The organism is Ferrimonas lipolytica (assembly GCF_012295575.1).
In the GTDB taxonomy this organism is placed as follows: domain Bacteria; phylum Pseudomonadota; class Gammaproteobacteria; order Enterobacterales; family Shewanellaceae; genus Ferrimonas; species Ferrimonas lipolytica.
In genome coordinates, this window is sequence record NZ_CP051180.1 from 292,853 (window position 1) to 318,594 (window position 25,742).

At 48.2% G+C, this 25,742-nt stretch carries 23 protein-coding genes; 15 read left to right on the plus strand and 8 right to left on the minus strand.

From position 1 onward, the window contains the following. Positions 1-187 precede the first annotated feature (187 nt). The 5 genes from HER31_RS01375 (at position 188) to HER31_RS01395 (ending at position 8,332) form a co-directional block, all read left to right on the plus strand. Positions 188-2,281 carry a hypothetical protein gene (locus tag HER31_RS01375; protein WP_168658930.1) on the plus strand — a complete coding sequence of 698 codons (2,094 nt, stop codon included), beginning with the start codon at positions 188-190 and terminating at the stop codon, positions 2,279-2,281. Between the two features lie 593 nt (positions 2,282-2,874). Then, on the plus strand, positions 2,875-3,594 hold the full coding sequence (locus tag HER31_RS01380; RefSeq protein ID WP_168658931.1) for a helix-turn-helix transcriptional regulator: 720 nt from the start codon (positions 2,875-2,877) through the stop codon (positions 3,592-3,594). A 307-nt stretch (positions 3,595-3,901) separates the two neighbouring features. Continuing rightward, positions 3,902-5,314, plus strand: coding sequence for a hypothetical protein (locus HER31_RS01385; RefSeq protein WP_168658932.1), 1,413 nt, complete (start codon positions 3,902-3,904; stop codon positions 5,312-5,314). 19 nt (positions 5,315-5,333) lie between these two features. After that, complete coding sequence (locus HER31_RS01390; RefSeq protein ID WP_202983584.1) at positions 5,334-6,491, plus strand: MBL fold metallo-hydrolase; 1,158 nt, start codon at positions 5,334-5,336, stop codon at positions 6,489-6,491. Between the two features lie 50 nt (positions 6,492-6,541). After that, complete coding sequence (locus HER31_RS01395; protein WP_168658933.1) at positions 6,542-8,332, plus strand: CobW family GTP-binding protein; 1,791 nt, start codon at positions 6,542-6,544, stop codon at positions 8,330-8,332. A gap of 473 nt (positions 8,333-8,805) precedes the next feature. Here HER31_RS01395 and HER31_RS01400 read toward each other — a convergent pair whose 3' ends face one another. The 3 genes from HER31_RS01400 to HER31_RS01410 all read right to left on the minus strand — a co-directional run bounded on the left by HER31_RS01400 (position 8,806) and on the right by HER31_RS01410 (position 10,724). Then, the gene (locus HER31_RS01400) at positions 8,806-9,483 is read right to left on the minus strand and encodes a ChrR family anti-sigma-E factor (RefSeq protein ID WP_168658934.1); all 678 of its coding nucleotides are present in this window, start codon (positions 9,481-9,483) and stop codon (positions 8,806-8,808) included. Then, positions 9,476-10,069 (minus strand): sigma-70 family RNA polymerase sigma factor, encoded by a 594-nt coding sequence (locus HER31_RS01405; RefSeq protein WP_238786875.1) that lies wholly within the window; start codon positions 10,067-10,069, stop codon positions 9,476-9,478. Before HER31_RS01405 ends, HER31_RS01400 begins: the two co-directional genes overlap by 8 nt. A gap of 70 nt (positions 10,070-10,139) precedes the next feature. Then, a complete protein-coding gene (locus HER31_RS01410) occupies positions 10,140-10,724 on the minus strand; it encodes an LON peptidase substrate-binding domain-containing protein (RefSeq protein ID WP_168658936.1) in 585 nt (194 codons plus the stop codon). A 114-nt stretch (positions 10,725-10,838) separates the two neighbouring features. Between HER31_RS01410 and HER31_RS01415 the strand changes: the two genes are divergently transcribed. The 7 genes from HER31_RS01415 to HER31_RS01445 all read left to right on the plus strand — a co-directional run bounded on the left by HER31_RS01415 (position 10,839) and on the right by HER31_RS01445 (position 16,433). Further along, positions 10,839-11,561 (plus strand): SDR family NAD(P)-dependent oxidoreductase, encoded by a 723-nt coding sequence (locus HER31_RS01415; RefSeq protein ID WP_168658937.1) that lies wholly within the window; start codon positions 10,839-10,841, stop codon positions 11,559-11,561. Continuing rightward, a complete protein-coding gene (locus tag HER31_RS01420) occupies positions 11,558-12,793 on the plus strand; it encodes an NAD(P)/FAD-dependent oxidoreductase (protein WP_168658938.1) in 1,236 nt (411 codons plus the stop codon). The genes HER31_RS01415 and HER31_RS01420 overlap by 4 nt, the downstream gene beginning before the upstream one ends. Next, the gene (locus tag HER31_RS01425; RefSeq protein WP_168658939.1) at positions 12,790-13,509 is read left to right on the plus strand and encodes a DUF1365 domain-containing protein; all 720 of its coding nucleotides are present in this window, start codon (positions 12,790-12,792) and stop codon (positions 13,507-13,509) included. The genes HER31_RS01420 and HER31_RS01425 overlap by 4 nt, the downstream gene beginning before the upstream one ends. Next, positions 13,494-14,717: an SAM-dependent methyltransferase gene (locus HER31_RS01430; protein ID WP_168658940.1), complete on the plus strand. Its 1,224-nt coding sequence runs from the start codon at positions 13,494-13,496 to the stop codon at positions 14,715-14,717. The genes HER31_RS01425 and HER31_RS01430 overlap by 16 nt, the downstream gene beginning before the upstream one ends. 2 nt (positions 14,718-14,719) lie before the next feature. Then, entirely contained in the window at positions 14,720-15,184 is a 465-nt protein-coding gene (locus HER31_RS01435) for a chalcone isomerase family protein (protein WP_168658941.1), read from the plus strand. After that, positions 15,184-15,729 carry a DUF3833 domain-containing protein gene (locus HER31_RS01440; protein ID WP_168658942.1) on the plus strand — a complete coding sequence of 182 codons (546 nt, stop codon included), beginning with the start codon at positions 15,184-15,186 and terminating at the stop codon, positions 15,727-15,729. The genes HER31_RS01435 and HER31_RS01440 overlap by 1 nt, the downstream gene beginning before the upstream one ends. A 101-nt stretch (positions 15,730-15,830) precedes the next feature. After that, positions 15,831-16,433, plus strand: a complete 603-nt coding sequence (locus HER31_RS01445; RefSeq protein ID WP_168658943.1) for a hypothetical protein — start codon at positions 15,831-15,833, stop codon at positions 16,431-16,433. A gap of 431 nt (positions 16,434-16,864) precedes the next feature. Here the strand turns inward: HER31_RS01445 and HER31_RS01450 are convergent, their stop codons facing one another. After that, positions 16,865-17,659, minus strand: coding sequence for an FKBP-type peptidyl-prolyl cis-trans isomerase (locus HER31_RS01450; RefSeq protein WP_168658944.1), 795 nt, complete (start codon positions 17,657-17,659; stop codon positions 16,865-16,867). Positions 17,660-17,864: 205 nt separating this feature from the next. Between HER31_RS01450 and HER31_RS01455 the strand changes: the two genes are divergently transcribed. Continuing rightward, complete coding sequence (locus tag HER31_RS01455; protein ID WP_168658945.1) at positions 17,865-18,413, plus strand: YaeQ family protein; 549 nt, start codon at positions 17,865-17,867, stop codon at positions 18,411-18,413. A gap of 18 nt (positions 18,414-18,431) precedes the next feature. Here the strand turns inward: HER31_RS01455 and HER31_RS01460 are convergent, their stop codons facing one another. Further along, positions 18,432-18,857 (minus strand): HIT domain-containing protein, encoded by a 426-nt coding sequence (locus HER31_RS01460; protein ID WP_168658946.1) that lies wholly within the window; start codon positions 18,855-18,857, stop codon positions 18,432-18,434. Between the two features lie 38 nt (positions 18,858-18,895). Continuing rightward, complete coding sequence (locus HER31_RS01465) at positions 18,896-19,936, minus strand: response regulator (RefSeq protein ID WP_168658947.1); 1,041 nt, start codon at positions 19,934-19,936, stop codon at positions 18,896-18,898. Between the two features lie 640 nt (positions 19,937-20,576). Between HER31_RS01465 and HER31_RS18770 the strand changes: the two genes are divergently transcribed. After that, entirely contained in the window at positions 20,577-22,166 is a 1,590-nt protein-coding gene (locus HER31_RS18770) for a GGDEF domain-containing protein (protein WP_238786876.1), read from the plus strand. A 104-nt stretch (positions 22,167-22,270) separates the two neighbouring features. Here HER31_RS18770 and HER31_RS01475 read toward each other — a convergent pair whose 3' ends face one another. Both HER31_RS01475 and HER31_RS01480 read right to left on the minus strand, forming a co-directional pair. Further along, positions 22,271-24,175, minus strand: a complete 1,905-nt coding sequence (locus HER31_RS01475; RefSeq protein WP_168658948.1) for a DEAD/DEAH box helicase — start codon at positions 24,173-24,175, stop codon at positions 22,271-22,273. A 267-nt stretch (positions 24,176-24,442) separates the two neighbouring features. Further along, positions 24,443-25,063 (minus strand): glutathione S-transferase family protein, encoded by a 621-nt coding sequence (locus tag HER31_RS01480; RefSeq protein ID WP_168658949.1) that lies wholly within the window; start codon positions 25,061-25,063, stop codon positions 24,443-24,445. Between the two features lie 107 nt (positions 25,064-25,170). Here HER31_RS01480 and HER31_RS01485 point away from each other — a divergent pair, with 107 nt between their 5' ends. Next, entirely contained in the window at positions 25,171-25,689 is a 519-nt protein-coding gene (locus tag HER31_RS01485) for a prolyl-tRNA synthetase associated domain-containing protein (RefSeq protein WP_238786877.1), read from the plus strand. The last annotated feature ends 53 nt before the right edge of the window (positions 25,690-25,742 follow it).

Below are 25,742 nucleotides of genomic sequence, written 5' to 3' on the forward strand. Positions count from 1 at the left end.
AGTAAAAGCAGCAGTTTCGAACAGAATTATAAAATTTAATTAATCGCTTATAGTTTTGAAGTTGGCACTATTAATTGGCGGAAGGTAACTAAAAAGGTAGTAGTTTACGAACTTAAGGTTTGCAGGTGTGGGTGCATCATTGTTGGCGACCCTATTGAGGTCATAAATACTCAAGAGGAATGTTGAGATGATGAAGAAAAATATAATAGCAGCATTGACGTTGTCATTATTATTAGGGGCCTGTGGCGATAGCGACAGCAGTTCCCCTGAAGAAGCGGTTGCCCCAGTCGCGCCAGCCCCAACGGAACCAACTGAAACCCCAGCTACAGGAACTGGTGTATTCGAAAACGTATGGGGCCCAGACGTAAAGTTTGAGCTTGATACCACGGTTTACGCCTATCTAGATCGCAACCTTGAGCGTTCGGATATGGTCGACCAATTCCAACGTCGTGTCCCTGCCAACGGCATTGCCATAGATCCAGTTAAACTGCGGGCTGCTAAAGCCGCTTCCTATGCAGCCAAAGATGGTCGCTACATTGAAAGTGAGATGTTTAACGATAACCAAATCACCTTTGCCGATGTGTTTATGTACCTGTCGGATACCAGAGATGACTTCCACGTTGATTATCAATGGGATGATGAATTAAAGGCGTATCGTTGGGAGGTCTCTTATGACCGCAATGGCGATGGCGACTTTGATGATGAAGGAGACGATAACGCCAACCCTGACTGGTATGCCACCTACATGATCGACTTTGGTGAATTCCGTCGGGAGCTTTATTACAGCGTTGAAGGTGAAGCGCTTTATATCCGTCTAGAAAATATGTTGGTTCAACCAAATTCGGGTTTGAACTTCCGTAAATACAGCAAGATGATGACTAAACGTCGCTTGAAAGTGCAACAAACTCAGGCTGAGATTAAGGCAGCTAGTGCCCCAAGTTATTACAGCGATGACACCGATGTAATCGTGGTTCCAGTGGTAGATATACAACCGATTGCGACCTTAGGGGTTGCTGGCGGGCCGCTATCTAGATTCAACAATGTCGAAGCCCGGAGTCACAACCTACGCCCTGACATCTTTAAGAAAGACCAAGCTATCACTATGGCTGACGTGTTGCTTAGTATGCGCGAGCAGGGACTTATCGATGTCGGCTTTAGTTACTGGGGCAAATTGGAAGCTGGTGTTGATGTACAGCACTTCTTGGTCAACGAAATTAACGGCTCTCGAGGCTCTGGCGTTCACGGTTATGTTATTAGTACCGGCGTCAGTTGGTCGATGCATGATTTCAGCTCCAAGTTCATTGTTAGCCAGCAGTTAGGAAGCGATGAGGCGTCGCCATTAGGCACTGATATTACCAAGGCGAGTTACTGTGATCACACTGGCACATCAAACCCAGCCGATCCTAATGACACCAGTACCAATTACCCAGACGGGAAGATTGATGCAGTTGGTAATGCAGCAACATTTGAGGAGTGTGATCCCGAGACTACCGATATATCTGATTGGTACGCCGATGGTGAGTCGCATATCTTCAGTGACGTGTGGCTGATGAACTACCCTGGCGATTACATGTGGGTGGGTAACTTTAATATGTATGACTTCTATCCAACCGGGGAGTCTCAACGTTGGGTTGGTGATGAAAAGTGGCCAATATACGACATCAATGATGCCATTGAGCCACTAACCGAAGAGCACTTTGGTTGGGGGGTTGCCGATTGTGGTAACTGCCACTCGTTGGATGGCATTCACGTCGATGGCGATATTTCAACAGCTCTGGGGGTGAACCCAACCCCAGTTGATGTGCTCGATGTTGGCGTACAGAGCTATCCCGTTGATGATCCAACTGAACTTCAAGTGGCGCCATACCAATGTGCCGAATGTCATGGTAGCAATGGCGCACCGAAAGGGCATGGTGAAACCGGTCGTTGTTTCTGGTGCCACGCTGAGGATTACCAACCGACGGGCCATGGTACCATCAACGATTACGTGAACCGCATGGTTGATGGCGGCAACAGCTCAGATCTTACCTTCCGTACCTATGAGGTGGTTGATGTAGATAGCATGGACGCGGATGGCATTGCCGATCTTGAGGTTCAGTTAGAAAATGACTTTGCTACCGACGTTAACCTTGGGATCTACCCGCCGACAGAGGGGATATCTTGGGAAGGCTATTGGGGTACCTACCCAGATGATATGAAGGTTCGTACCAACAACGATTGGACTACTGATCCAGTCTATCCAGACCCATATGCGTGTGTAACCTGCCACGTTAATGACTAGTATCCGCTGATATGGCTAAGCCGGTGAGACTACTCACCGGCTTTTTTTTTGCTGTGTACCAATTAAGTGTTGTTCTTGCCAATGCTGTTAAAGCACCGACTAGGCGATTTTTGATACAAGGGGAAAGTAATACCGCCGTAGATCATATGCCGCATTGGAGCATTCCAGCGAAGCGTTTTGGACTGCGACCTAAGGCAAAGGGGGATTCCAAAGGGGGCGGAGCTCCCCCCTAACGCATACAAGAATGTGCCGTCGCCACCGCGACATAGTCCCCTAAAAGCACCGAAATCGGTGAAGCCGAAGTCTTAAGATAAACTTTAACAGCTAACTACGACACAGCCCTTTTTTATAAAAAATTATAGATTTAATTAATCGCATCAAAGACAATAAGTTAGTTAATAACTAGTAATATCCATTCAATATCTATAATGTGATCTTCCACCTCGAACTGTTTTTTATAAAAGTGTATTTAATTATATTGATGGCAATAATTGTATGGTCTAATAATAACAGTACAGTTTAACTCATCCTGAGTATTATTAATCGCATTTGCCAATGTAAGCTAAATATAAAAATAATTTTAGGGTTGATAGATGAACGAGTTACAAATTAACGAAAATAGTCTTGAGGCGATGTTAGTCTCAGAGCTAAAATCATTGGGACTGTCCGTCGGTGCCGTTGATGCCATGTTTCAAATTGATTTTAATAATCCAGACAGCTGGCTTGGCAAAGATTGGCTTAAGCGACTGAAATTAAGAGGATCACTAAAATTTACTTCCGAAGCGTTAGCAAACGGTTTTGATGATTACCGCAATGGTTTGACTACCATTGATTTCGATCTCTGTAATACCGTCAGAAAAGAGATCCATTTTTGGCGTTGCAGCAATCAGCACAGTGGCAAAATGAGAGAGAGTGGCGGCTACTCGAAAATGGTATCAGTGACCTTGCCTTTGCCACAATGCGAAGAGCTATGCGGCCGCTTCCTGTTTTTTTTCGATCGTAGTTGCCAGCAGTCGTCGTCGGAAGTAAGACAGAGCATTAATAATGCCCTAAATGAGATGAGCTTTTATCAAAACGCGGCAAAATCATCCAATCTACTAAAGAGCCCGTTGCAAGATTATGGCATGTTAAAGCCTGCCTCATTATCGATACTTAGAGGTTTAGCTCAAGGCTACTCTAGAAATGAGTTATCCGATCTACATTACATGACGCCTCGTGGTGTTGACTACCACCTAGAACGAATGAAAAACCTATTGGGCGCTAAAAACATACACAGCATGTTATACAAGTCTACCAACCTAATGCTTATTTAGCGTTAGCGGAATACCCCCCAATATATTTGATAGCAGGCCAAATCATAGATTAATTATTTAGTCTCCCTAGCATATTGACTTTGGGAGTGAGTCGTAAACTATCTTCTTTTTGACCCAAAACATAAAATTTTCATTTAGAACAGCCTTGTTGACCATTGCTGATAATATTTACATGTTGCCCTTGATAAGCTTTTAGTTTATTGAACTTAATATTTGAACTGGGCTGCATAATGTAAGTGTTGGCGAAATTTGATTTCGAACGATGTTATTCCGCTGCTAACTTATTTAGCGAATAAGGAATGTAGATATGGAAAAGTATGGAATTGGTTATCTTGATGAGCGTAAATTAGTTAGTCGGGCACCCACAGCGATCTCCGGCATTGTCAGTTTATTGCTTGTCTCTGCAGTATTTTATCTAACTTGGTGGATTTTCCAAGACCCTCGCGGCTTGATGAGAATGTACACCCCTTATGTGGGTTACATGTACTGTCGCTGGTGGCTAATCATGATGATTTGGATGGTCTATCTTTTTGATTTTTGGCCGTTCAAAAGGCAATGGTTGAATAATACTCACCCGGTGATTAAAGGTTTTGCGTTAACCGCGATATCGGTATTTATTTTGTTGTTACTTATTAAAGGCTTCTTTGAAGGTTTTATGGGTAATTTAGGGTTGGCGTATTTTAACCCAGAGCAATTGGAAAAATTACCGGGAATCACTTCCTTCTTCGCGATTGAATACGCCAGTTTAGCCATTTTAATGTTTGCGGCGATCGCATCGTGGCTATCACCCGCGTGGGTTGTTGCTTGCGAAAACAGTCCGTGGGAAAAATTGCCTCAGCCGGTGCGGGGGATTACCATTTTGCTGGTGACCTTCTTCCTATCTATGGTGGTCTATTTCGTCACCATGCACTCGCACATGGCCATTTTGTATCAGCCTTGGCAAGCCTTTACCGCGGTAACACCACCCTATTGGGAAAACTTTGCCGATACCGTATCAGGTAACTTCCATATTTCATGGATCATGTGCTGTACCGTTGTGGTGTGGCTCGTTGAGACCATCTGGCAGCGTTATCCATTCAATCTGATTAAGCACGATACACTGCGTCGAGTGAGCTTATTTGCTGGCATTATTTTGATGGCATTGGCACTGCACTTCTTCCTCTATTTTGCTCAGGATCTTACTTGGGGAGAGGCAATCCGCGGCACACGCCGTGAGTTCTCGCCCGATTGGCGTTGGCTTCATGTTGGCGAGATGGCGATTTTCTGGTTAGTGCCGGCGTTGGCGTTAAACTTCTACTTTAACAACTGGCCACGCAAGTTCTCTATGCCGGTTAACGCGATGATCCGTACCCTCATTACCGTGGTCGCGGCGGTGCTGTTATACATCGTCTACTACAAAACCTCACACCTGTTCTTAGGTACTCAAAAAGGGTTCTCTCATCCTCAGCAATTCCCCATGATCCCGATGATCTGGCTAGTCAATATTATGCTCGTACATCACTGGTTTATGGATAACTGGCCGATGTGGTCGATGCAACCCAAAAGTGTCGGTGAGTTGCAAGCTGAACGCGCTGAGCAGGAAAGGCTATTGCGTGCGGAAAGCCCAGATCGTTCTTTCGGTCTTGGTATTGGTGTCGGCGTTGCGGTTGGAGTGATGTTGTATTTCGCCGTAGTGGCGTTGCTACCGTCGCTCTATGTCGCTGTTGATGTACTCAAGTAGCCAATTTAGGAGATAACCTATGAGTTACTTAATGGATAGAAGAAACTTCCTAAAGGGTGTTACTGGTGGGGTTGGCTTGGGGATGGTTGGCGCCATGGGGGTGGTCTCATATTCGCCGTTGCGAGATGCATACTTTCCCGATATCGAACGCAAGATGACGGATATCGGTAAGGTAAAAAGCCTCAAAGTCACCAACATCAGTGAAACCAGTTGGTTTGAAAATGCGGTATTGATGGGGGATATCAAGAAAGCTGGCGGCTTGTTGGTGAATCAGTACGACTATAACTGGCCGCCGTTTGGTAACGGCAAAGGCTTGGGTAAAGGTTCCTACCAGGCGGGGATTGATCAGATAAAACAGTATCTTCCTCATGATCTCGATAAGGCGTGGGAGATTATAGAAGCCAATACAGTTCACCCTGAAAATGCCGGAGGTTACGCGGCTTTGGTGGATGTTGAAACCACTGACGGCGACAGCAAAAAGTACCTGCTTGATAGCGGCTGGTCGTATCAATGGATGGAGGAGTCATTCAAGCGCGAAGGGATAGATAAGATGCTGCTCAACAATGAGATTGAAGCGCTGATCCTATCGCACGAACACTTCGACCATTTTTGGGGCTTACCGGTGACGCTAAAGTATGCGCCTAACATTAAGATCTACATTCCAGAAGGCTTTTACCCTGAAGGACTGCAGTACATTAAAGACTCTGGCCATACCGGTGAGTTGGTTGAACTGAAAAATGGGCTTAATAAGATTATTCCAGGGTTAGCTACCTACGTGTTCCCTGTACCTATTATCTGTCGGGTCTTTGGCGAGCAGTCAATTTACTGCAACGTTGAGGATAAAGGGTTGGTTAGTGTTACCGGTTGCTGTCATCAAGGGATTATTCGTTTTGCTGAAACCGCTTATCAAGAGCTGAAGTATGAAAACGATAACTTCCATGGCATCTACGGTGGGCTCCATATCTCACCGTTTGACGACTGGGATCCTAAGTACGATGACTTGGTTATCTCGTTGAAGAACTATGACTTCGATAAGATTGGCTGCAATCACTGTACCGGTATTGTCTGTGCTAATAAGTTTATTGATGCCGGCTATCCAGTGATTGAGGGGACGGCGCAGTTCCGCTCTAAGGATACTGCCTACTTAGGCAATGGCGACACTATCGAATTTGGTTAAGCTCAGGCGCCGACAAGCTCACCTTGTCGGCGTTTTTACCGGAGGGCGTTATGCCGCTGTCGACCCTGTTTCCACCGAGCGTAATGAGCGATCCAGAACGCTTAAAGCAGAGCTTAATCACTACCTGTTTGATGCGTGTTAACTTTGTCCCAGGGGTTCGCCAAGCTATTGGCTGGCGGGGAATGCGTGAGTCGCAAAATACCTTAAATGCAATTGCCCTAAAGCATGAGAGCCAAGCGGGAATTTTTGCGTTAGTACCAATCAAACACGGCAATTTTGCTGTGCTCTATTTTCCTGAAGCGGATGAACCGTTGATTAACTGTTTTACCGTTCGCGCTGGTGTTGTTCGTGCTCAGTTAGAATTACCGCAACTGCTGAGCCAGTTTGGCCAGTCGGAGCCGTTACAGTCGCTGTTTAAAGTGGCAGAGTTGACCGTAGATGTGAGTCGCAGCGGCTCGGTGCAATTGAATTTACTCTGTTTAGATCGCGATTATCGCTTTACCCAAGAGCCAATAATTCTGCATGACAAACAAGGAGAGCATCAGTTAGTTGCCGCTGGTGGGCTGGATCAAAACCTGCGCGCCTATGAGCTGGTATTGCCGTTGTTTGACTCCATCTGTACCTCGCTTAATCACTGCATTAATGCTTCTCCTAGCCAGCTGATGAAATTTAGTGAACCGGTAGTTTCACCGGTGCAAGACAACCATGGCTTGATGGTGGAGATCCGTGACGAAGGCAGTCAGCGGCTAATGCTTAGTTTGCGCTGGAGCCATAGCGAAGTAAGCATGGCTGATAGTGAAATTAGCTGGCGCCATGGTGAACCTGTGCCGTTGGAGTTTGCCAAGGCGATGTGGTGGCAGCGACAGATAAAGGGCAACAAGCACTCATTAGATAAGTCCTCCCTTGGCATTAATGAACGGCCGAAATTAATTTTGTTAACTGGTTTTTTGGGGGCAGGGAAAACGACCTTCTTAAATAACTTTATTGATTACCAAACCAGTAAAAACCGTTTTACGGCGGTGATCCAGAATGAGTTTGGTCAACAGCATCTAGATGCGGCGCTGATTGGCCAAGACTACGCGGTTGAAAGGATGGATGAGGGCTGTGTCTGTTGTTCCCTCATTGATAATCTGCACCATGCGATTGAGCGTATTCAGCAGCATTATCAGCCAGATTTTATCGTGTTAGAAACCACGGGTTTAGCAAACCCCGCCAACTTGCTACCGGAGCTAAGTGAGTTAGCTGGCTTGATTCAAATCGCATCAATAACTTGTGTGGTCGATGCCGTGTCGTTATCGGCTTTGCATGACCGCTACCAGATAGTTGCTGATCAGATCCGCTTTGCTGATGTGATCCTGTTGACTAAAACCGATCGATTAGCTGCCGGTGATTATCAGGCGGTGATTAATCAAATTCGCGGGTTAAATTGTCACGCCTTGGTTGAGGTTGTAACCCATGGTGATGTCAATCCAAGTGCACTTTATGGGATCAATTTTGAAGGCGGCAAGGTTAAGCTGCCCCGCTTTACGCCGCTAGTGAACAACGATCATCAACAGTATGGCATTGGCAGTATCGTCTGGCGGCCAACTAAACCAGTGAATCGACAGCAACTCGAGCAGATGATGGCACAGCTGCCAACTACAGTGTTGCGCGCCAAAGGGGTTATCTTGATGGATGATGGGCGTAACTATCTGCTGCAGTACGTGCCGAACTTTTTAGCTATTACTCCGACTACGGTTACTGAGCCTAAGCCTAAGCCTAAGCCAACCGCAGCCCAAGAAAACTTTGTGGTGTTTATTGGCGAACAGATTGAGCAGGTAGCTGCCCTATACCCACAGTGACAGCCCAGCGGTGTTCACTTACCCCGGATAGAAGGGCGTTTACCGCTATGGCAGCGGACTAAAGGCTAGAAGCCGAACTTACCATTGTTGTTTGTCGATTCACTTTGAGCGGGAATGACTTCGATAGTGTCCCAGTGCTCAACGGTGTTGTTGTTTTCAATGCAAAATAGATCGTAAAGGCAACGTGTTTGCCCAACAACTGACCTTCGCTGATCGCCAGTACCGTGTTGCCTTCACCTAGTACTTTATGATTTTTCTCAAACACTAATGGTGTGCCTTATTGAGCTATTGCTAGTAATACTGGAACGCTTACGTAGTTTAGTGTTGAGCTTTGCCATATCGGGGCATCATCTTGGTAGTGACTAAGCCGGTGCCCGACTAAATCATAGTGACAGGGCTGCCAACAAAACAAAGCCAGTCGAAACAAACGTCACGACCGGCTTAGTTATTACAGTCAATTACTGTAGTAGCTGCTATGGCTTAAAAAACAGGTTTGATAGCGGGTTAAGCATGCGCGCTAAGCCTGAGGTAAAATGCAGCGGGGCATCTACCGCACTAATTACCAAGCAATCTTCATGATCATCGGTCCGCGGTTGGTGCTCATGGCGCTGATCCAATGCGATAAAATCACCGAGTTTATAGTCACCTTGATCATCACTAAAGCCGCCATGGAGCACTAATGTTACTTCGTTACCTTTGTGGGTATGAGCCGGCACGGTGCTGTTGCGATCCATATGAATCAACTGCAACGAGTGATCGCCAAGATCGAGCCGCGCTTGGTGCAGCTTGCCCGGCTGCGACGACCAAGAACCAAGCTTATCGAGTTGATTTGCGAGTACTCGTGGTAACTCAAAGCGGTGCTGCTGTAATGTCAGCGGTGAGCGAGCCGTGGTAAGTGGTGACGGTGGGGTTCTATCAACATCGGGTAAGCTCGCCAACATCGACGTTAACATATCGTCTAACTCAGTATTTGGTGCTGCATTGGTTAAGCTTTGCTGAGCTAGAACCTGTTCATGCTGTGCCTTAAGCTGTTGGCAATGGCGGCACATCTCGGTATGAGCGGACACCAATAACGCCGTGCCACCAATCAATTCACCATTGGCGAATCGCTGAATAAGCTCAAGGCTAGGGTGATGGGTGATGTTACTCATCGAGCTGCTCCCGGATCTTTGCTAATGCTAATCGCAGTCTGGATTTTACCGTACCAAGAGGAATGGCGAGAGAATCCGCTACCTCTTGCTGCGACTTATCTTCAAAGTAGACCATTTCAACCACCAGTCGTTGGCCGTCAGGCAGTTTATTGCAATAGGTTTGTAGTTGTTTGCGCAGTATGTCGCCATCTAAGGGTTCACATTCGTTGTCGAAATCCGCTTCCATATCAAGATAAATCTCATCGGCAACCAGTATCTCTGGGCGCGATTGCAAACGACGTAGCATATCGAATCGAACGTTACGGGCGATGGTGAATATCCATGTCGACACTTGCCCCTTATCACGGTGATAGAGATGGGATTTCAACCAGACCTTGGTCATGGTTTCCTGCACCATCTCCTCCGCCATCGCTTCACTGCTAAAGTGCTTGCGGGCGTGGCTGATAAGTCTAGGAGCATAGTAACGAAACAACTTGGCGAAGGCGGCTTTATCCTGATGCGCAGCAACACGATCTATCCATGAGCGCTGTTCATCCGCTGGAGCGACGGTGTCCGATCCCATTGCTACGGTACTCTGAGTTGCCATTATCATGGGTCATTATCTCGGTTAGCCAGTGGATTTACCATCACTGTTACGGGTTGGTTTAACAAAAAGATCAATCTTTTTGCAACATCTCTGCAATTAGGTTCAAAGTGGGTGTTGGCTCATCAAATTGCCACAGCTGCTGCTTGGTGCTGCCAGCTAGTGGCACAATCTCAAGCCAGCGTTGGGCAACCCAACTAGCATCATCAAACTGAGGCTCAGGGTAGAGCTGAGCGAGTTCCTGATAGTCTTGATAAACTCGGCGTAATTGCTCGGCCACCAATTGTTGCTGATGCCGCATTTGGCATTTGGGCCAGCAAGGTAGAGTCGTTACCACGCCAATACGTAATCCATCGGCTTCGGTACGGATGTTAGTCACCTCGATCCGCTCTAGTCCGACTACAGTAATGCCAAGTAAACCATCGTCTAACTGATCAAAATCGATCACCTCTACTCGTGTAGCTAACGGCAGTATGTGGCTATTGGCATCGGTATTACCTCGTTCATCCAACATGCAGATGGCGAAGCCATTACCCGATTGATAACTTTCTTTCACCATACGCAGGTAGCGAGGTTCGAAGATCCGCAGCGACATTTTTCCGCCGGGGAATACCTGGCTCGGTAGTGGAAACAGCGGTAGCGCCTGATACTCAGTCATTATGGGATCCTTTCGTTTGCTCTGTCCTCACTACGCGTTTAAGGCTTGCGTGGTTCACTGATCCAATCAAGGTAACTGGCCGTAACGGTATTTTTGTCTATAGGAAACTGATAGATGCCCTCTGTGTTGATAACCGGTGCAAGTTCCGGGATAGGAGCGCGTTTGGCGCAAGACTATGCCGCTGATGGCTGGCGAGTGACTGCCTGTGGCCGTAACGCGGCACATTTGGCGCATCTACAGCAGTTTGGGGATGTACAGCCATGCATTTTTGATGTGACGGAGCTGGTGCAATGCCAGCAAGCACTGCGCGCCGTTGCCGCTCCTGATTTAGTGATACTCAATGCTGGCACTTGCGAGTATATCGACTGTGAGTGCTGGAACAGCGATGATTTTAATTTGGTCATAAACAGCAATATATCCAGTATAAATCATTGTTTATCTGAGTTATTACCTATTCTAAAGGAGGGGGCAGTGATTGCTATTGTCGATAGTTTAGCGCGGTTACTCCCTTTCACACGCTCGCATGCTTACGGTGCCAGTAAGGCTGCGGTGCACTTTCTTGCGAAAACCCTTGCAGTTGACCTTGCGTCGCGACAGATAAGGGTAGTGTCGATATCGCCGGGTTTTGTCCGTACCCCGCTAACCCAGAGAAATGATTTTGCCATGCCTGGGTTGATAGAGGTTGATGATGCTAGTGAACGTATTCGAGCGGGCATCGCAGCCGGTAAACGCTCAGTAGCCTTTCCGAAACGGCTATATTGGCCGCTTAAAGTGCTGTCATGGTTGCCAGATGGATGGCAAATAGCCTGCTGTCAGAGGATGATTAAAATACAATGAATATTGCAGTAGTTGGTGCGGGTGTCTCCGGTTTAGTCAGTGCCCACTTGTTGGGACAACGACATAAAATTACGCTATTTGAACCGGAGCAGTGGCTTGGGGGGCATACCCATACGGTTGAGGTAGATGGCCTCGCCATTGATACTGGTTTTATCGTCTTTAATGACCGTACTTACCCTCTATTTGAGAAGTTTCTCGACCAACTCGGCGTGGCTAAGCGCAAAGCGCAAATGAGTTTTTCGGTAACTGATGCGCAGCAAGATCTGGAGTACAACGGCCACACCCTTAACACTCTGTTTGCGCAACGACGTAACCTGCTTCGTCCCCAATTTTGGCAGATGGTGTGGCAGATCCTGCGTTTTAATAAGCTTGGTACCGAGCTAGCCAGTAGCGGCAACATCCCTGATGTTTGCTTAGGCGAATTTTTGGATAATCATGGTTTCGACGGTTGGATGGTTAGCCACTATCTATTACCCATGGGAGCGGCCATCTGGTCTGCCAGTATTGACGACATGCGTCGCTTTCCGTTGCAGTTCTTTCTGCGTTTTTTTCATCACCACGGTTTGCTCGCGGTCACCAATCGACCGCAGTGGTACACGGTACAAGGCGGTTCGTGGCAGTACGTTAAGCGTTTGCAGCAAAATCCCAACTTTGCATTAGAGCAGGGCAATGGGGTGCAAGCAGTGACTCGCAGTGCCGATCACGTTGAGGTCGTAGACAGTCAAGGTAAGCGGTGGCAGTTCGATGAAGTGGTGTTCGCCTGCCACAGCGATCAAGCCTTGGCGCTGCTGACTGATGCTACTGCCGCCGAACAAGCAGTATTGGGGGCGATAAGGTACGCTGATAACGAGGTGATACTGCATACTGATGTATCTCAATTGCCCCAGCGGCGTGATGCATGGGCCAGCTGGAATTATCAGATGGGGGCTGGTGCTGATAAGCCGGTGGCGCTGAGTTACAACATGAATATTTTGCAGGGGCTTAGCTCCGACAAAACCTACTGCGTTACTCTTAATCCGATTAAAGCGATCAAGCCATCAAGTATCATCGGTAAGTATCGTTATGCCCACCCCCAGTTTGATCTGGCTGCAGAAGCGGCGAAAGCACGGCGTAATGAGATTTGCGGCGTTAATCGCAGTCATTTTTGTGGTGCTTACTGGTACAGCGGCTTTCATGAGGATGGCGTGCGCAGCGCAGTTGATGTATGCCGCCGTTTTGGGCTGAGTTTATGAGCTCAGCCATTTGCAGCGGCATTGTTACTCACGACCGGTTGATGGCACCCAAACACCGTTTTTGGTATCGCACTCATATGCTGTGGCTCGATCTGGATGAGCTGACTCAGTTACGGTCCTTCTGGCGTAAGCCCATCGCCTATTTTCGTCGTGACGATTACTACGGCGATGGAGATCTCAAGCAAGATGTTCTAACCCGCATGAGTGAGCTAGCGGGGCAAACTCTTACCGGCAAGGTTTTTCTGTTGGGCCAGATTCGTTACTTCGGTATCTATTTCAGCCCAATTAACTTTTACCTATTGCAGCAACACGACAACTACACCCATCTATTGGCTGAAGTGAGTAACACCCCCTGGAATCAACGCCATCACTATCTGGTGCCGTTAACCGGAACCATGCGTTCTGACAAGGCCTTTCATGTCTCGCCGTTTATGCCAGCAGCAATGGAATACCGCTGGCGGGTTAAGTTGACGGAACAACGGATTCGCATCGACATTGAGTGCCATCAACAATCCAAGGCGTTTTGGGCGGGGTTGGATTTAACTATGCAGCCGTTGAACCAAAATAATTTTACTCGCGTACTGAGGCAGATACCCTGGATGACGGTGAAAACCGTCGCTGCGATCTATTACCAAGCGCTGCAATTGTTGATAAAACGAGCCCCGTTTTATCCCCATTCTGGCCAATCAGGAGACAGTGGATGCTCGAGCAAGTAGATCCGCCCCAATCGAGGCTAAGCGGTTCGATAACCGGAACGGTTTGCCGCAAGTTAGCGATGGCGGTATTTTCCCGACTACGTCACGGCCAGTTGCAGATCCGCGATGGTGACCAACTGTGGCAAGTAGGTGACGAGGGACCGGTAGCACAACTGATTATTAACGATCCTCTAGCGTGGCAGAAGCTATTGTTGGGCGGCAGTATTGGTATGGCTGAAGCCTACCGAGATGGCTTGTGGCACAGCGATGACCTAACCGGTTTGATTGGCTTATTTAGCCGTAATTTGGATCTGCTCGACAAGCTCGAGGGACGCTTTAGTTGGGCCTCGAAACCGCTACGTAAGGTTAGCCATCTGCTTCGCCACAACTCCAAAGCCAATTCCCGTAAGAACATTGAAGCCCACTACGATCTCTCCAATGAGTTCTATCAGCTGTTTTTGGACGACACCATGCTCTATTCCAGTGCATTGTTCAGCAACAGTGACGACTTGGAACAGGCTCAGTACGCCAAGATGGAACGTTTGTGCCAGCAGTTGCAATTGGGTGCCGATGATCACTTACTTGAAATCGGCACTGGTTGGGGAGCAATGGCTATCTACGCTGCTAAACACTACGGTTGTAGGGTCACCACAACTACAATTTCCAAGGCGCAACATCAAGAAGCACAACGACGAATTGCGGCGGCGGGGTTATCGGATCGGATCACCTTGTTGATGGACGATTACCGTGACCTTAATGGTTGCTTCGATAAAATCGTATCGATAGAGATGATTGAGGCGGTAGGCGAACGCTACCTCGAAAGCTATTTTCAGCAGTTGCAACAGCTGTTGAAGCCCGGTGGCCGATTAGCCATTCAGGCGATAACCATCGCTGATCAACGCTACCAGCACTATCGTAACAATGTTGATTTCATCCAAACCTATATCTTCCCCGGCGGTTTCTTGCCAAGTGTGGAGGTGTTGAGCCAACAGTTTCGGCTGCATACCTCGATGGTAATTCGCAATATTGAAGATATTGGTTTGGATTACGGCCACACCTTGGCGCTGTGGCGGCAACGGTTTGAAAGCCAGTTAGATCAGGTTGAACAGCTCGGCTTCGATCTGCGCTTTATTCGTCTATGGCGTTTCTACTTCTGTTATTGCCAAGCCGGTTTTGAAACGCGCCGCACCAGTGCTATTCAACTTACTGCTGACAAAGCGTTGTATTAACGATGTGGGCATTACTGGCGGTAAGTTTGCTGTTAGGAGAGCTTAAAGCCGTTGGCCAAACTGAACTGTCGGTACTGTGGTTTCCGGTCTATCGAGCCACGCTCTATAGTGATGATGGGCACTACGGTGGTATTGAACCACCGCTGTTGTTACAGCTGGAGTACCGCCGCGATATCAGCCGGCAAGCGCTGTTAGAACACACTAAACAAGAGTGGCTCAAGCTTGGTATCGATAAACGCTTTGATGTTCAGCCTTGGATTGAGCAACTGCAACTGTTGTGGCCGCAAATCAGTAAGGGTGATCAATTAGTGTTTCACTTTGGTGAGACTCAAAGCAGCTTCTACTACAACCAACGTCAGCTTGGTCATATCGATGATGCCAATTTTGGTGCTGCGTTTGCAGCGATTTGGCTGGATGAAGGGGCCAGTTACCCCCGTCATCGACTTGAGTTGATTGGAGCTAAGTAATGAAACCTTATCCATTGATATTGGCTGCACTCCTGTTAGCAATAACGCTGTTAGGGTGCAGCTCGAACAGCGAGAGTTACCAACAGATGACCCCGGAGTTTCGCTTAGAGCAGTTCTTCGATGGCAAACTCGAAGCTCACGGCATGGTGCAGCAACGAAGTGGTGCCATTACTCGGCGTTTTCGAGCCGAGTTAATGGGTTCATGGCAGGTAGAGCAAGGCAAGCTACAAGGGGTATTGGATGAGCAGTTTTACTGGGATGATGGTGAAGTCTCAGAGCGGATTTGGTATCTCAGCGTAAATGACGATGGCAGTTACAGCGGCACTGCCGCTGATGTGATTGGCAGTGCTACTGGGACTGTCAGTGGTTCCGTCTTAACCTGGCAATATCAGTTGCAGTTACCGCCAAACCAAGGCGGTTGGAAGCTGACTTTTGATGACACCATGGTACTGATAGACGAGCAACAATTGCTCAATATCGCCATTATGAAAAAGTGGGGCTTTGAGGTCGGTCGCGTAACCTTGCAAATTCGCAAATTGGATTAGTCGGCTGTCGCCGCGGCAACAAACTTGGAAGTTGAATCACGAGTGAGTTTGTGTGAGCTTTGCAAGCACATGCCTGCTTCACATCTTTGCAAGGAATGCTTATGCGCGCCGCAATCCCCTTTATGTTACTGCTGCTCAGTGGTTGTACGTCAATGCCCATTACTACTATGTATAAATTGGTCACTCTGGAACCACTAGAACTTGATCCTGGCCAGCTGCAAGTGGCGGTCCGAACCGACAATAATGTGGTTATCGGCGATAATGGGGTGATGATGCATTGGGGTTACGTAAGTGAAGATAACAGCCTCACCTTAGATGAAAATTATCCGGTTATTGTGGATAGAGGAACTAGGCCGAGCAGTGTGCTGCTTGATGGCATCGGCAACAGTGAGCAGTTGGTGATTTTCAGTTTACGACCTGAGGACACTAAGTCGATGCGGCTGTTTCAGAGCCAAGTGTTAGCCCATCAGCAGCAAGGAGGGGAGGGCAGTGGTAGCTTTGGTTTGAAGTTTGAGCAGTTTTGCTTTATTGAAACGCCACTTGCGCCGATCGATACCGATATGTTTCTGCAAACCGATAGTGATGAGGGATTCTTTGTGTTCGTAGAGGATATCGACCTGCTTGAGCCAGATTGCGATCGCTGTGAAATCAAAGAGGTGCCGTTGTGTGACAGTAGCTCAGCTGAGGGCAGTGCAGGCTCATAGCACCATAAAAAGGCTGTGTACCAACTAAGTGTTGTTCTTTCCAATGCTGTTAGAGCACTGGCTAGGCGAGTTTTGATACAAACGCAAAGCACTACGCCGTTGATCTTCTGCCGCATTGGAGCAGTCCAGCGAAGCTCCTCTTTGGGGGCCGTCGCCACCGCGACATCCTCCCTAAAAGCACCTAATCGGTGAAGCCGAAGGCTTAAGATAAGCTTCAACAGCTCACTACGACACAGCTATTCCAAAGGGGGCGAAGCTTCCCCCCTAATGCATACAAGAATGTGCCGTCGCCACCGCGACATAACCCCCTAAGAGTGATGCAATCGGCAGAGCCGAAGGCTTGATATAAACCTCAACAGTTAACTGTGACACAGCCATAAAAAAGGGACGCCGCAGCGTCCCTTTGTTCCAATCTGTAGCAAGCTTACGGATTACTCAGCAGCAGCTTGAGATGGAATGCTTACCAGCTCAATTTCGAACTTAAGAGCAGCGTGTGGTGGGATATCTGCACCAGCACCGCGAGCGCCATAGCCAAGTTCAGATGGGATGTACAGTTCGTACTTAGAACCCACTTCCATCAGCTGCAGACCTTCGGTCCAGCCTTTGATTACGCCGCTCAGTGGGAACTGAATGGTTTCGCCACGATCGTAGGAGGAATCGAACTGGTTACCGTCACGGGTAGTACCACGGTAGTGAACTTCAACGGTGTCAGCAGCGGTTGGCTTAGCGCCGTCAGCAGCACGTAGTTGGATTAGTACCAAACCAGAATCCGTTAGGATAGCGCCTTCGGTCTTAGCTACTTCAGCTAACCATTTCGGGCCTTCTGCTTTTTCTGCTTCCGCTTGTTCCGCTGCTAGCTTCTGCATCTCTTCTTGCTTAGCTTGCATTGCTGTTTGCATATCGGTTTGGAACTTTTGCAGCACTTCGGTGATCTGCTCTTCGCCCATCTGAGTGTTAGCTGCCATGGTGTCTTTGATGCCTTGGCGGATCAGATCAGCGTCTAATGGCTTATCCATTTCTGCTTGTTGGGCGGTAATGGTCTCAATGTTTTGTACAACGTTTTGACCAATTGAGCTGCCGATGGCGTACGCCACTTTTTGCTCTTCAGTTTCGAACTGAATAGCGGCTGGTGCTGCTGTTGCGGCAACTTCTTCTGTTTTACCGTCCTGACAACCGGTTAGGGCAATAGCCGCAGTTAACAGGCTGACTTTAAAAATGGTTTGCATGTGTCATTCCCTCAAAATTGGTTTTATTACTATTGGGGTCTACCTGCTTTATTGCAAGCTCTTATTGTTCGCAGTGGGGTTCGACTCACCAACTCTGCTTTAGTTCCGCTTCGCAGAAGTAAAAGTTAGCCATGTCACCTCTTGTAGTCATTAGGTGAACCCTTTACTCTGCCGAGCTTTCCTACCCCATTAAAGAGAAACGGTAATGGCGCTAAAAGCCACAGTATTTAAAGCTCGAATTCAGCTGTCTGATATGGATCGTCATGTTTATATGGAACAGCCATTAACGATGGCACGTCATCCATCAGAAACCGACGTACGGATGATGCTGCGAGTGTTGGCTTGGAGCATGTTTGCCCATGAACGGTTAGAGTTTTCTAAAGGTTTGTGTGAAGAGGACGAGCCTGAGTTATGGCAGAAGAGCTATAGCGATGAGATTGAGCTGTGGATTGAGATGGGTACCCCAGATGAAACGCGTTTGCGTAAAGCCTGTGGTAAAGCTCAACAAGTTGTTTTGTTTGCTTACGGCGATAATGCAGTTGCGGTTTGGTGGCAAAAAAACCAAGGTAAGTTTAGCAAATTGCGTAACCTAACTGTGGTTCAGATTGATGACGCAGCGGCGGCACAAATGGCCGATATGGCTGAGCGGACTATGGATCTGGCAGTAACCATCAGCGATGGTCAAGTGAGCGTCAGCAACGACAACGGCTACTTGATGATCGATCCAATCTGGTTGCAGCGCTTCGATTCATAAGCGCTGCAGGTTTCTCGGTTAGGCTTGTTCGAACTCAACCAGTTGGTTTAGTCGCTGCTGCCATAGCTTGGTGATCTCTTTTAGATCTTCAATCGGATAAGGAAGTGGCGGCAATTGCCCCCAAATTGGTTTCGGCCAGCATGGGTCGTTGTGGTAGCGAGCAACGTGGTGCAGGTGTAACTGCGCCACCATGTTGCCGATCGCAGCAACATTGATCTTATCTGGGTGAACGTGCTGCTCCATCAAGGCGGCAATGGTGCAAGACTCGTGTATCAACTGTTGTTGATCAGTGTCTTCTAATTGATGGATCTCGCTAATATCTTTACGCATCGGCACTAATAACAACCATGGGAACTGGCTATCTCGGCTTAATCGTACCTGGCATAGTGGTAAGGTACCAAGTAACACGCTGTCTGCTGCAAGGGTAGAGTTGAGTTCAAACATCTTATTGTTCTTGTTCCGATTAAAAGTCTGCTCTAACGCTATCCTAACGCTACATTATGATCCATATGTTGCTCGCGAATTTTTATTAGTTCCGGTTCTAAAGCAATAAAAATATCGAGTAATTCCGGATCGAAATGATCGCCACGACAGTCAATCAAATGGGACATTGTTTGATCGATGCTCCAAGCTGATTTATATGGTCGGTCTGAGGTCAGCGCATCAAACACATCACCAATGGCGACAATGCGCCCTTCAAGTGGAATCGATTCCTTCTTAATACCGTAGGGGTAGCCGCCGCCATTCCAGCGTTCGTGGTGGGTTAATGCAATTCTCGACGCCATGTGCATCAGCTCGGTGTCTAAGTTACCTAGTATATTCGCACCTAGCTCTGGGTGCTCCCGCATGATCTTCCACTCAGAATTATTTAGATCCGAGGGTTTCTTAAGGATCTGGTCTGGGATGCCTATCTTACCGATATCGTGCATCGGTGCAGCCGCGAGTAATTGGCTACAAAAGTGGTCATTAAGGCCAGCGGTACGGGCCAATAGCTCACAATATTTACTCATACGAATAACGTGGAGCCCGGTTTCGTTATCTTTGTATTCAGCGGCGCGGCCTAAGCATTGAATGATGTGTTCGCGGGTTTGCTCTAGTTCCAATGTTCGCTGTTTGACCAACGAATTGAGCAGCTGGGTTTGGTTATAGAGTTCGAGATGACAAGCCACTCGAGCTCGGACAATATCGACGTTGATGGGTTTGGTGATGTAGTCGGCTGCGCCAATCATTAACCCTTCGGTTTCGTTGTTGGAGTCCCCTAATGCAGTTACAAAGATGACTGGAATACGGCTGGTCAGTGGATTACTTTTAAGTTGTTTACATACATCAAAGCCACTCATGCCAGGCATCATTACATCAAGCAAGATCAGATCCGGTGGTGTATTTGTCACAATTTTAAGTGCGGTCTCGCCGTTCAAGGCAACACGCAGTTGATATTGATTGCGCAGTGCTGCCACCAGAATATCAATGTTGGCTGGCGCATCATCGACGAGCAATATCGTAGGTTTTTGATTCTCTGTCATTATGTTCTAGCTGGAGTGTAATTCCCTCTAGCTCCTCTGGTGCACTGGGACCGAATACGACAATCAGTTGATGCAGTTAGGGTTATCCGTTTCATCCTTTTCGTTACCCGCCACGCACTGCCGCGACTTACGTCAACCGAACAACATTTCCATCAGCTGCAGGCTAGGGGCCGATAATACGCATCAATAAATGTTGGCTGAATTTACTACTGCCACTATTTAACTGTAGTTCGTTATCGACGTTTATTTGATTGCCTTAGGATCAAGTCTGCTTGCCATTAGTGCTTATAATGAAATCAGGCTTCAGTATCGCGATGGCTAGTTGGCTGATGCAGCATCATTGGCACCACTATTAACTGTATCGTTATGGCATTCCTTGATAGAACGACTCGCAACGGGCTCAAGCAAGTGTTTTATCGCTGGCACTAAGTAAATAAAAAACATAATATTATTTATAATTTAGTTAACTAAGTTGGTTGCATTGGTGTAGTTAACGTGGTTTTACTCAGCCTGTTGGGATAACAGTTGATGGATAAATTACTGCGATTACTGGTAACCATTGCTAGCAATGGTGATAAGAGACAATGATGTTGTTGCAAGGCTCTAATGATTCAGGGTCATTGCTGAGGTAAGAATTTTGATGCTTCGAAGATTACGCTCAGTACTTAGTGAACCACTGGTTATCGGAGCCATTGTTTTTGCTGTTATTTTTAATAGTAGTCTCTACTTTACTAAGCTCGAGTTTGCCAGCCGAACTAAAGCGAGTGTAGAGACCCTGATCAGCTCGTTATTAAAAACGACCGAAGAAGCACTGCACATCTGGATAAGCAGCGAACAGTCGACCCTAACCAATCTGGTTGATTACTATGCCCCGTTGCGAGAGGCTATCGTTCAGATGGGGCCCAACCGCGATAATCTACAGACGCTACAGCAACATCCACTGCAACAGCAATTGCGCAATGACCTGAGTAAACTGCTCCAGAATAAGCACTATCCAGCTTACTACCTGTTAGCAGATGACTTTAGCATTGTTGCGGCCTCCACTGATCCACTACTCAAAAAAACGACACTTAAGCCACTGCTTGAGAGTCCGATCTCACAACGCCATCTGCTCGCCGGTAATATTACTGTACTTAACGATCTTCACTATCCAGATGGAATACGTAGATCGGAGTTGTATATTGCACAGGCGCTGTTTAACCCTGACGAGCAAGTTTCCGGCTACATTGTGTTTCAGCTTAATCCAGCATTGCAGTTCAGTAAGATGCTGCACCTAGGGCGGTTTGGTCAGTCTGGTGAAACCTACGCCTTTAACTACAGCGGTGAGATGTTGTCGCAAAGCCGCTTTGCTACGGTGGCTAAGTTGGCGGAGCAGCAAGGTATTCAGATTGGCTTAGCGCGTCAACGAACAGATGGTGAAATGGTTAGAACGCTTCCATTAGCATCGATTCAGTCGGGTTTGTTCGTTGGCACTAATATCGACGGTTATCTGGACTACCGTAACCAAATAGTGGTCGGCAGCTGGCGCTGGATTGAAGAGCTTGATCTCGGCCTTATCACAGAGATTAATGCTGAAGAGGCTTATCAAAATTTTGATAAAACGAGTTGGGCAATAAGTCTTAGTCAGTGGATTACCAATATATTGTTGCTCACCATTACCATACTAAATTGGTTGAGACAGGCTCAGATAGAGCGTTTTACGCTGATAGATCCGTTAACGGAGATTGGTAACCGCAAGCACCTTGATGCAGAGTTAGCGCGGATCCTTGAAGACGTGAAGCGCAGCAAGTTGGCAGCAACGGTTATGATGCTCGATATCGATAAGTTCAAACCCTATAACGATGAGTATGGCCACCTCAAAGGCGATAAAGCGCTAAAGCTTATTGCCGCTGCGCTGGAAGTGGCTGTGCCTCGGAGCACCGATGTTGTAACTCGCTATGGCGGCGAGGAGTTTTGTGTGGTGTTGCCCTATACCGATGCAGAGCATGCCAAGGTGGTTGCCGATAAGATATTGAGTGAGGTTGTCGCGCTCAATATTACCCCAAGTTCTAAGGCTCACCATAGTGCACTGTCGATGAGCATTGGCTATTACTGCTGCGAGCCTCACGACGAATTGGAACCATTAATGTGCATTGAAAACGCGGATAAGGCGTTGTACCAAGCGAAGGCGCAGCGAGGAAATGTTGCGGTAAGATTCGGCACCGCGGAGCTAAAGCTCGCACGGGCTTAGTTGCCAAGTTACGCAGTCGCTGCGACATACCTGTTAGCGCAAAATGCAAATACAAAAAACCGGCCACTAGGGCCGGTTTTTTTAGTTGGTGTACTCAGTAATAATTACTGGTTACCAAAGTTCTCGTCACGACGTGGACGACGATCGCCACGTGGAGCAGAGCTACGGTCGCCGCGTGGAGCGCTATCACGACGCTGGCCACGATGACCTTCGCCGCCACGACCACCTTCGCTGCGGCCGCCTTCACGGTTACCGCGGTAGCCGCCACCGTCACGACGTTGACCGCCTTCACGGCCGCCTTCGCGGTTGCCACGGAAACCGCCACCGTCACGGCCGCCTTCACGGCGAGGACGCGGTGGGATTACTTCAGAAGTACGTTCCGCTTCCAATGGACGGTTGCGAATGTTGATCTTCTTCAGCTTAACCAGAGTCTCGTTAGGCATATCTTTCGGCAACTGCACCAGGGTGTGGGCATCTTGCAGGCGGATTTGACCAATCAAGCCGCTGTCCAGAGACAGTTCGTTCGCGATAGCGCCAACGATATCTTTAACCTGAGTGCCGTGCTCGCGACCCACTTCCAGACGGAAGGTATCGAATTCAACGTTAGCACGACGTGGACCACGCTCACGGCGTTCGCCACGCTCACCACGGTCGTTGCGCTCACCACGGTCACGCTCGAAACGAGGCGCAGGATCAGCTTGTGGTGCCAGAGGCTTGTTACGTTGACGTTGGAACAGCAAGGCTGCAGCCAATTGCTCAACAGTCAACTCTTGCTCTTCCACCATGGTAGAGATAACTTTCTGCATCTCTTCCAAGTTGGTACCAGCAACACACTCAGCCAGCTCAACGCTCAGCTTAGCGGTACGGTGCTTACCCAGCTCTTCAGCTGAAGGCAGGTCCATCATCTCGATAGTGCCAGCAGTCTGACGCTCGTAGAAGCGCAACTGACGCAGTTCACGTGGACGAGCAAACAGGATTGCAGTACCGCTACGGCCAGCACGACCAGTACGGCCAATACGGTGTACGTAAGATTCTGAATCCATTGGTAGATCGTAGTTCAACACGTGAGTAATACGTGGAACGTCCAGACCGCGAGCAACAACGTCGGTTGCGATCAGGATGGAGATCTTACCTTTGTGCAGCTGAGCAACAGTGTGCTCACGTTGCTGCTGGCTCATGTCACCGTTTAACGCTGCAGCTTTAAAGCCCAGAGTATTCAGGTGGTTAGCCAGTTCCATGGTGTCGTTACGAGTACGTACGAACACGATCATGGCATCGTAATCTAAGGTTTCAGCAAGACGCTCGAGAGCGGTAGTCTTGTTTAGGCCGGAAACCTTCCATGCCTTCTGAACGATGTTAGATTTTTGAGCTTTATCAGCAGCGATCTTAACGTGCTTCGGATCTTTCAAGAAGCGCTCGGCGATACGACGGATCTGGTTAGGCATGGTTGCAGAGAACAACGCCATTTGAGTCTGCTCAGGCAGGTGCTCAAGGATCCACTCGATATCTTCTAAGAAACCCATGTTCAGCATTTCATCAGCTTCATCCAATACACAGCACTGGATAGAATCTAACTTGAGGCTACCGCGACGGATGTGATCCATCAAACGGCCAGGGGTAGCAACTACTACCTGAGAGCCACGCTCTAGGTCACGCAGCTGAGGTGCGTATGGTTGACCACCGTAAAGGGTAGTAACACGCAGACCCTTGATGTTTACCGCGAACTCTTCCAGTGCAGTTGCAACCTGGATAGCCAATTCACGAGTAGGGGCCAGTACTAACATTTGTGAAGCGCGCTGACGTGGGTCAATTCCGGCTAGAGCAGGCAGACCAAAGGCAGCGGTTTTACCGGTACCAGTTTGGGCTTCGCCCAAGATGTCGTTACCTTCCAACATGAATGGAATGGATTGTGCCTGAATCGGAGTAGGGCTAGTGAAACCCATAGACGTTACGGCACTCAGCAGCGCTTCGGGTAAACCGAGGCTGGAAAAATCACAGCTATTAGACATTAAAATGCTCTATATAAAGGCAGATGGGGGATCTGCAAGATGATAAAGAGGTGCAAGCCCAGCGACGGTCCCATAAAAACACGCTGTCTTCTGGCGCTAAACACCCCAAGTAACCAAGTGAAGGTGAGATACCCTGACTTGAGGGCGCGAACTATACAGGATTTAAATAGAAACACAAGTGTTTTGTTGAATAACTGAACAGATGTTAACGGGCTCGAATGGAACTCAATTTGCTTGAACCCGTTAGTATGACTAATGCCGCTATCGCTAAAGGGCGGCTAGTTCTTTATTGAGCGACGATTGTGCTGCCGGGCGGGCAGTGAGGCGTGCTCGGTAGGCTTCAGCGCGGTCACTAAGCTCCAGTTCAAAGCGTTGGGCCCAGTTAAGGGTTTGCGCCAGTAAAATATCAGCCACGGTAAACTGCTCACCTATTAAGTAGCCCTCGACTGGGATCTCCTGCTCTACCTCGGCCAATATCTTGGCAAACTCCCATTTGGCGGTTGCTACAACTGCGGTAACTCGTTGCTCTTGGGGCAGGGCAAATTTATGTTTCCCCATGGTCCAAAGTGGTTGCTCGATTTCGCAGATGATCAACTGAAGCCACTGGAGATGACGTGCTGATTCGATACTGCCCGGTTGTGGTAGCAGTTTATGGTTGCCATATTTCTCTGCCAGAAACAGGCATGTAGCAGCGGACTCAGTAAGAATAAAGCCATCGATATCAATGGTAGGCACCTTCTTGCGAGGATTGAGTTGGCTGTAGGCCTCGCTGCGATGCTCCGCTGTGCCTAAGTTTACCAGTTGATAGGCCCATTCAACGCCAAGCTCTTCGAGAGTCCATGATACTCGCCATGAGCGGGTGCGTGGAAAACCGTGTAGTGTGATCATATTACGTCCTTGTCGTTAATCTGATGGCCTATGGTATGGTGCGCTGATATCGCCCCAAAGCCACTATGTTGCTCGGGTATCCATTTTTCCAGTGTTATTTCGCCGTTATGTCTTTGCCTAAATCCAAATTTGACCCTTTGTCTCTTAAAGAACTGCTGCGCCGATTAGATATCGATTTCAGCCAATACCAACATCCACCATTAGCGACTTGCTGTGATGCCGATGCCCTTGGCCTTATTCGCTCCGGTTTGCGTACTAAAAACCTATTCTTGCGTAACGATAACGGTAAGCGTCATTTCTTGTTAGTCACGTCGCCGCAAAGCAGTGTTGATCTGCGCCGTTTATCGAAACAGATGGGAGTTTCACGATTGGGCTTCGCCTCGGCGGCGAGACTCGATAAATACCTAGGAATTAAGCCCGGGCATGTGTCGCTGTTGGCGTTGGGCAATGATGCGGCTGCCGAGGTTGAGTTGTGGCTTGATGATTCACTGTGGTGCGGTGAGGCGCTGCAGTGCCACCCGTTAGATAACCAACAGACTTGGGCTATCGCGGCCTTGGGCATCGAAAAACTGCTCGCCCATTGGCAACGACCGTGGCAAGTGATTGAGGTGCCCATAAACGATTAATAGCATTGGCCTCACTCTGTTAGCCAGCTCTGCCTTCCGATAGCTTGTAACCA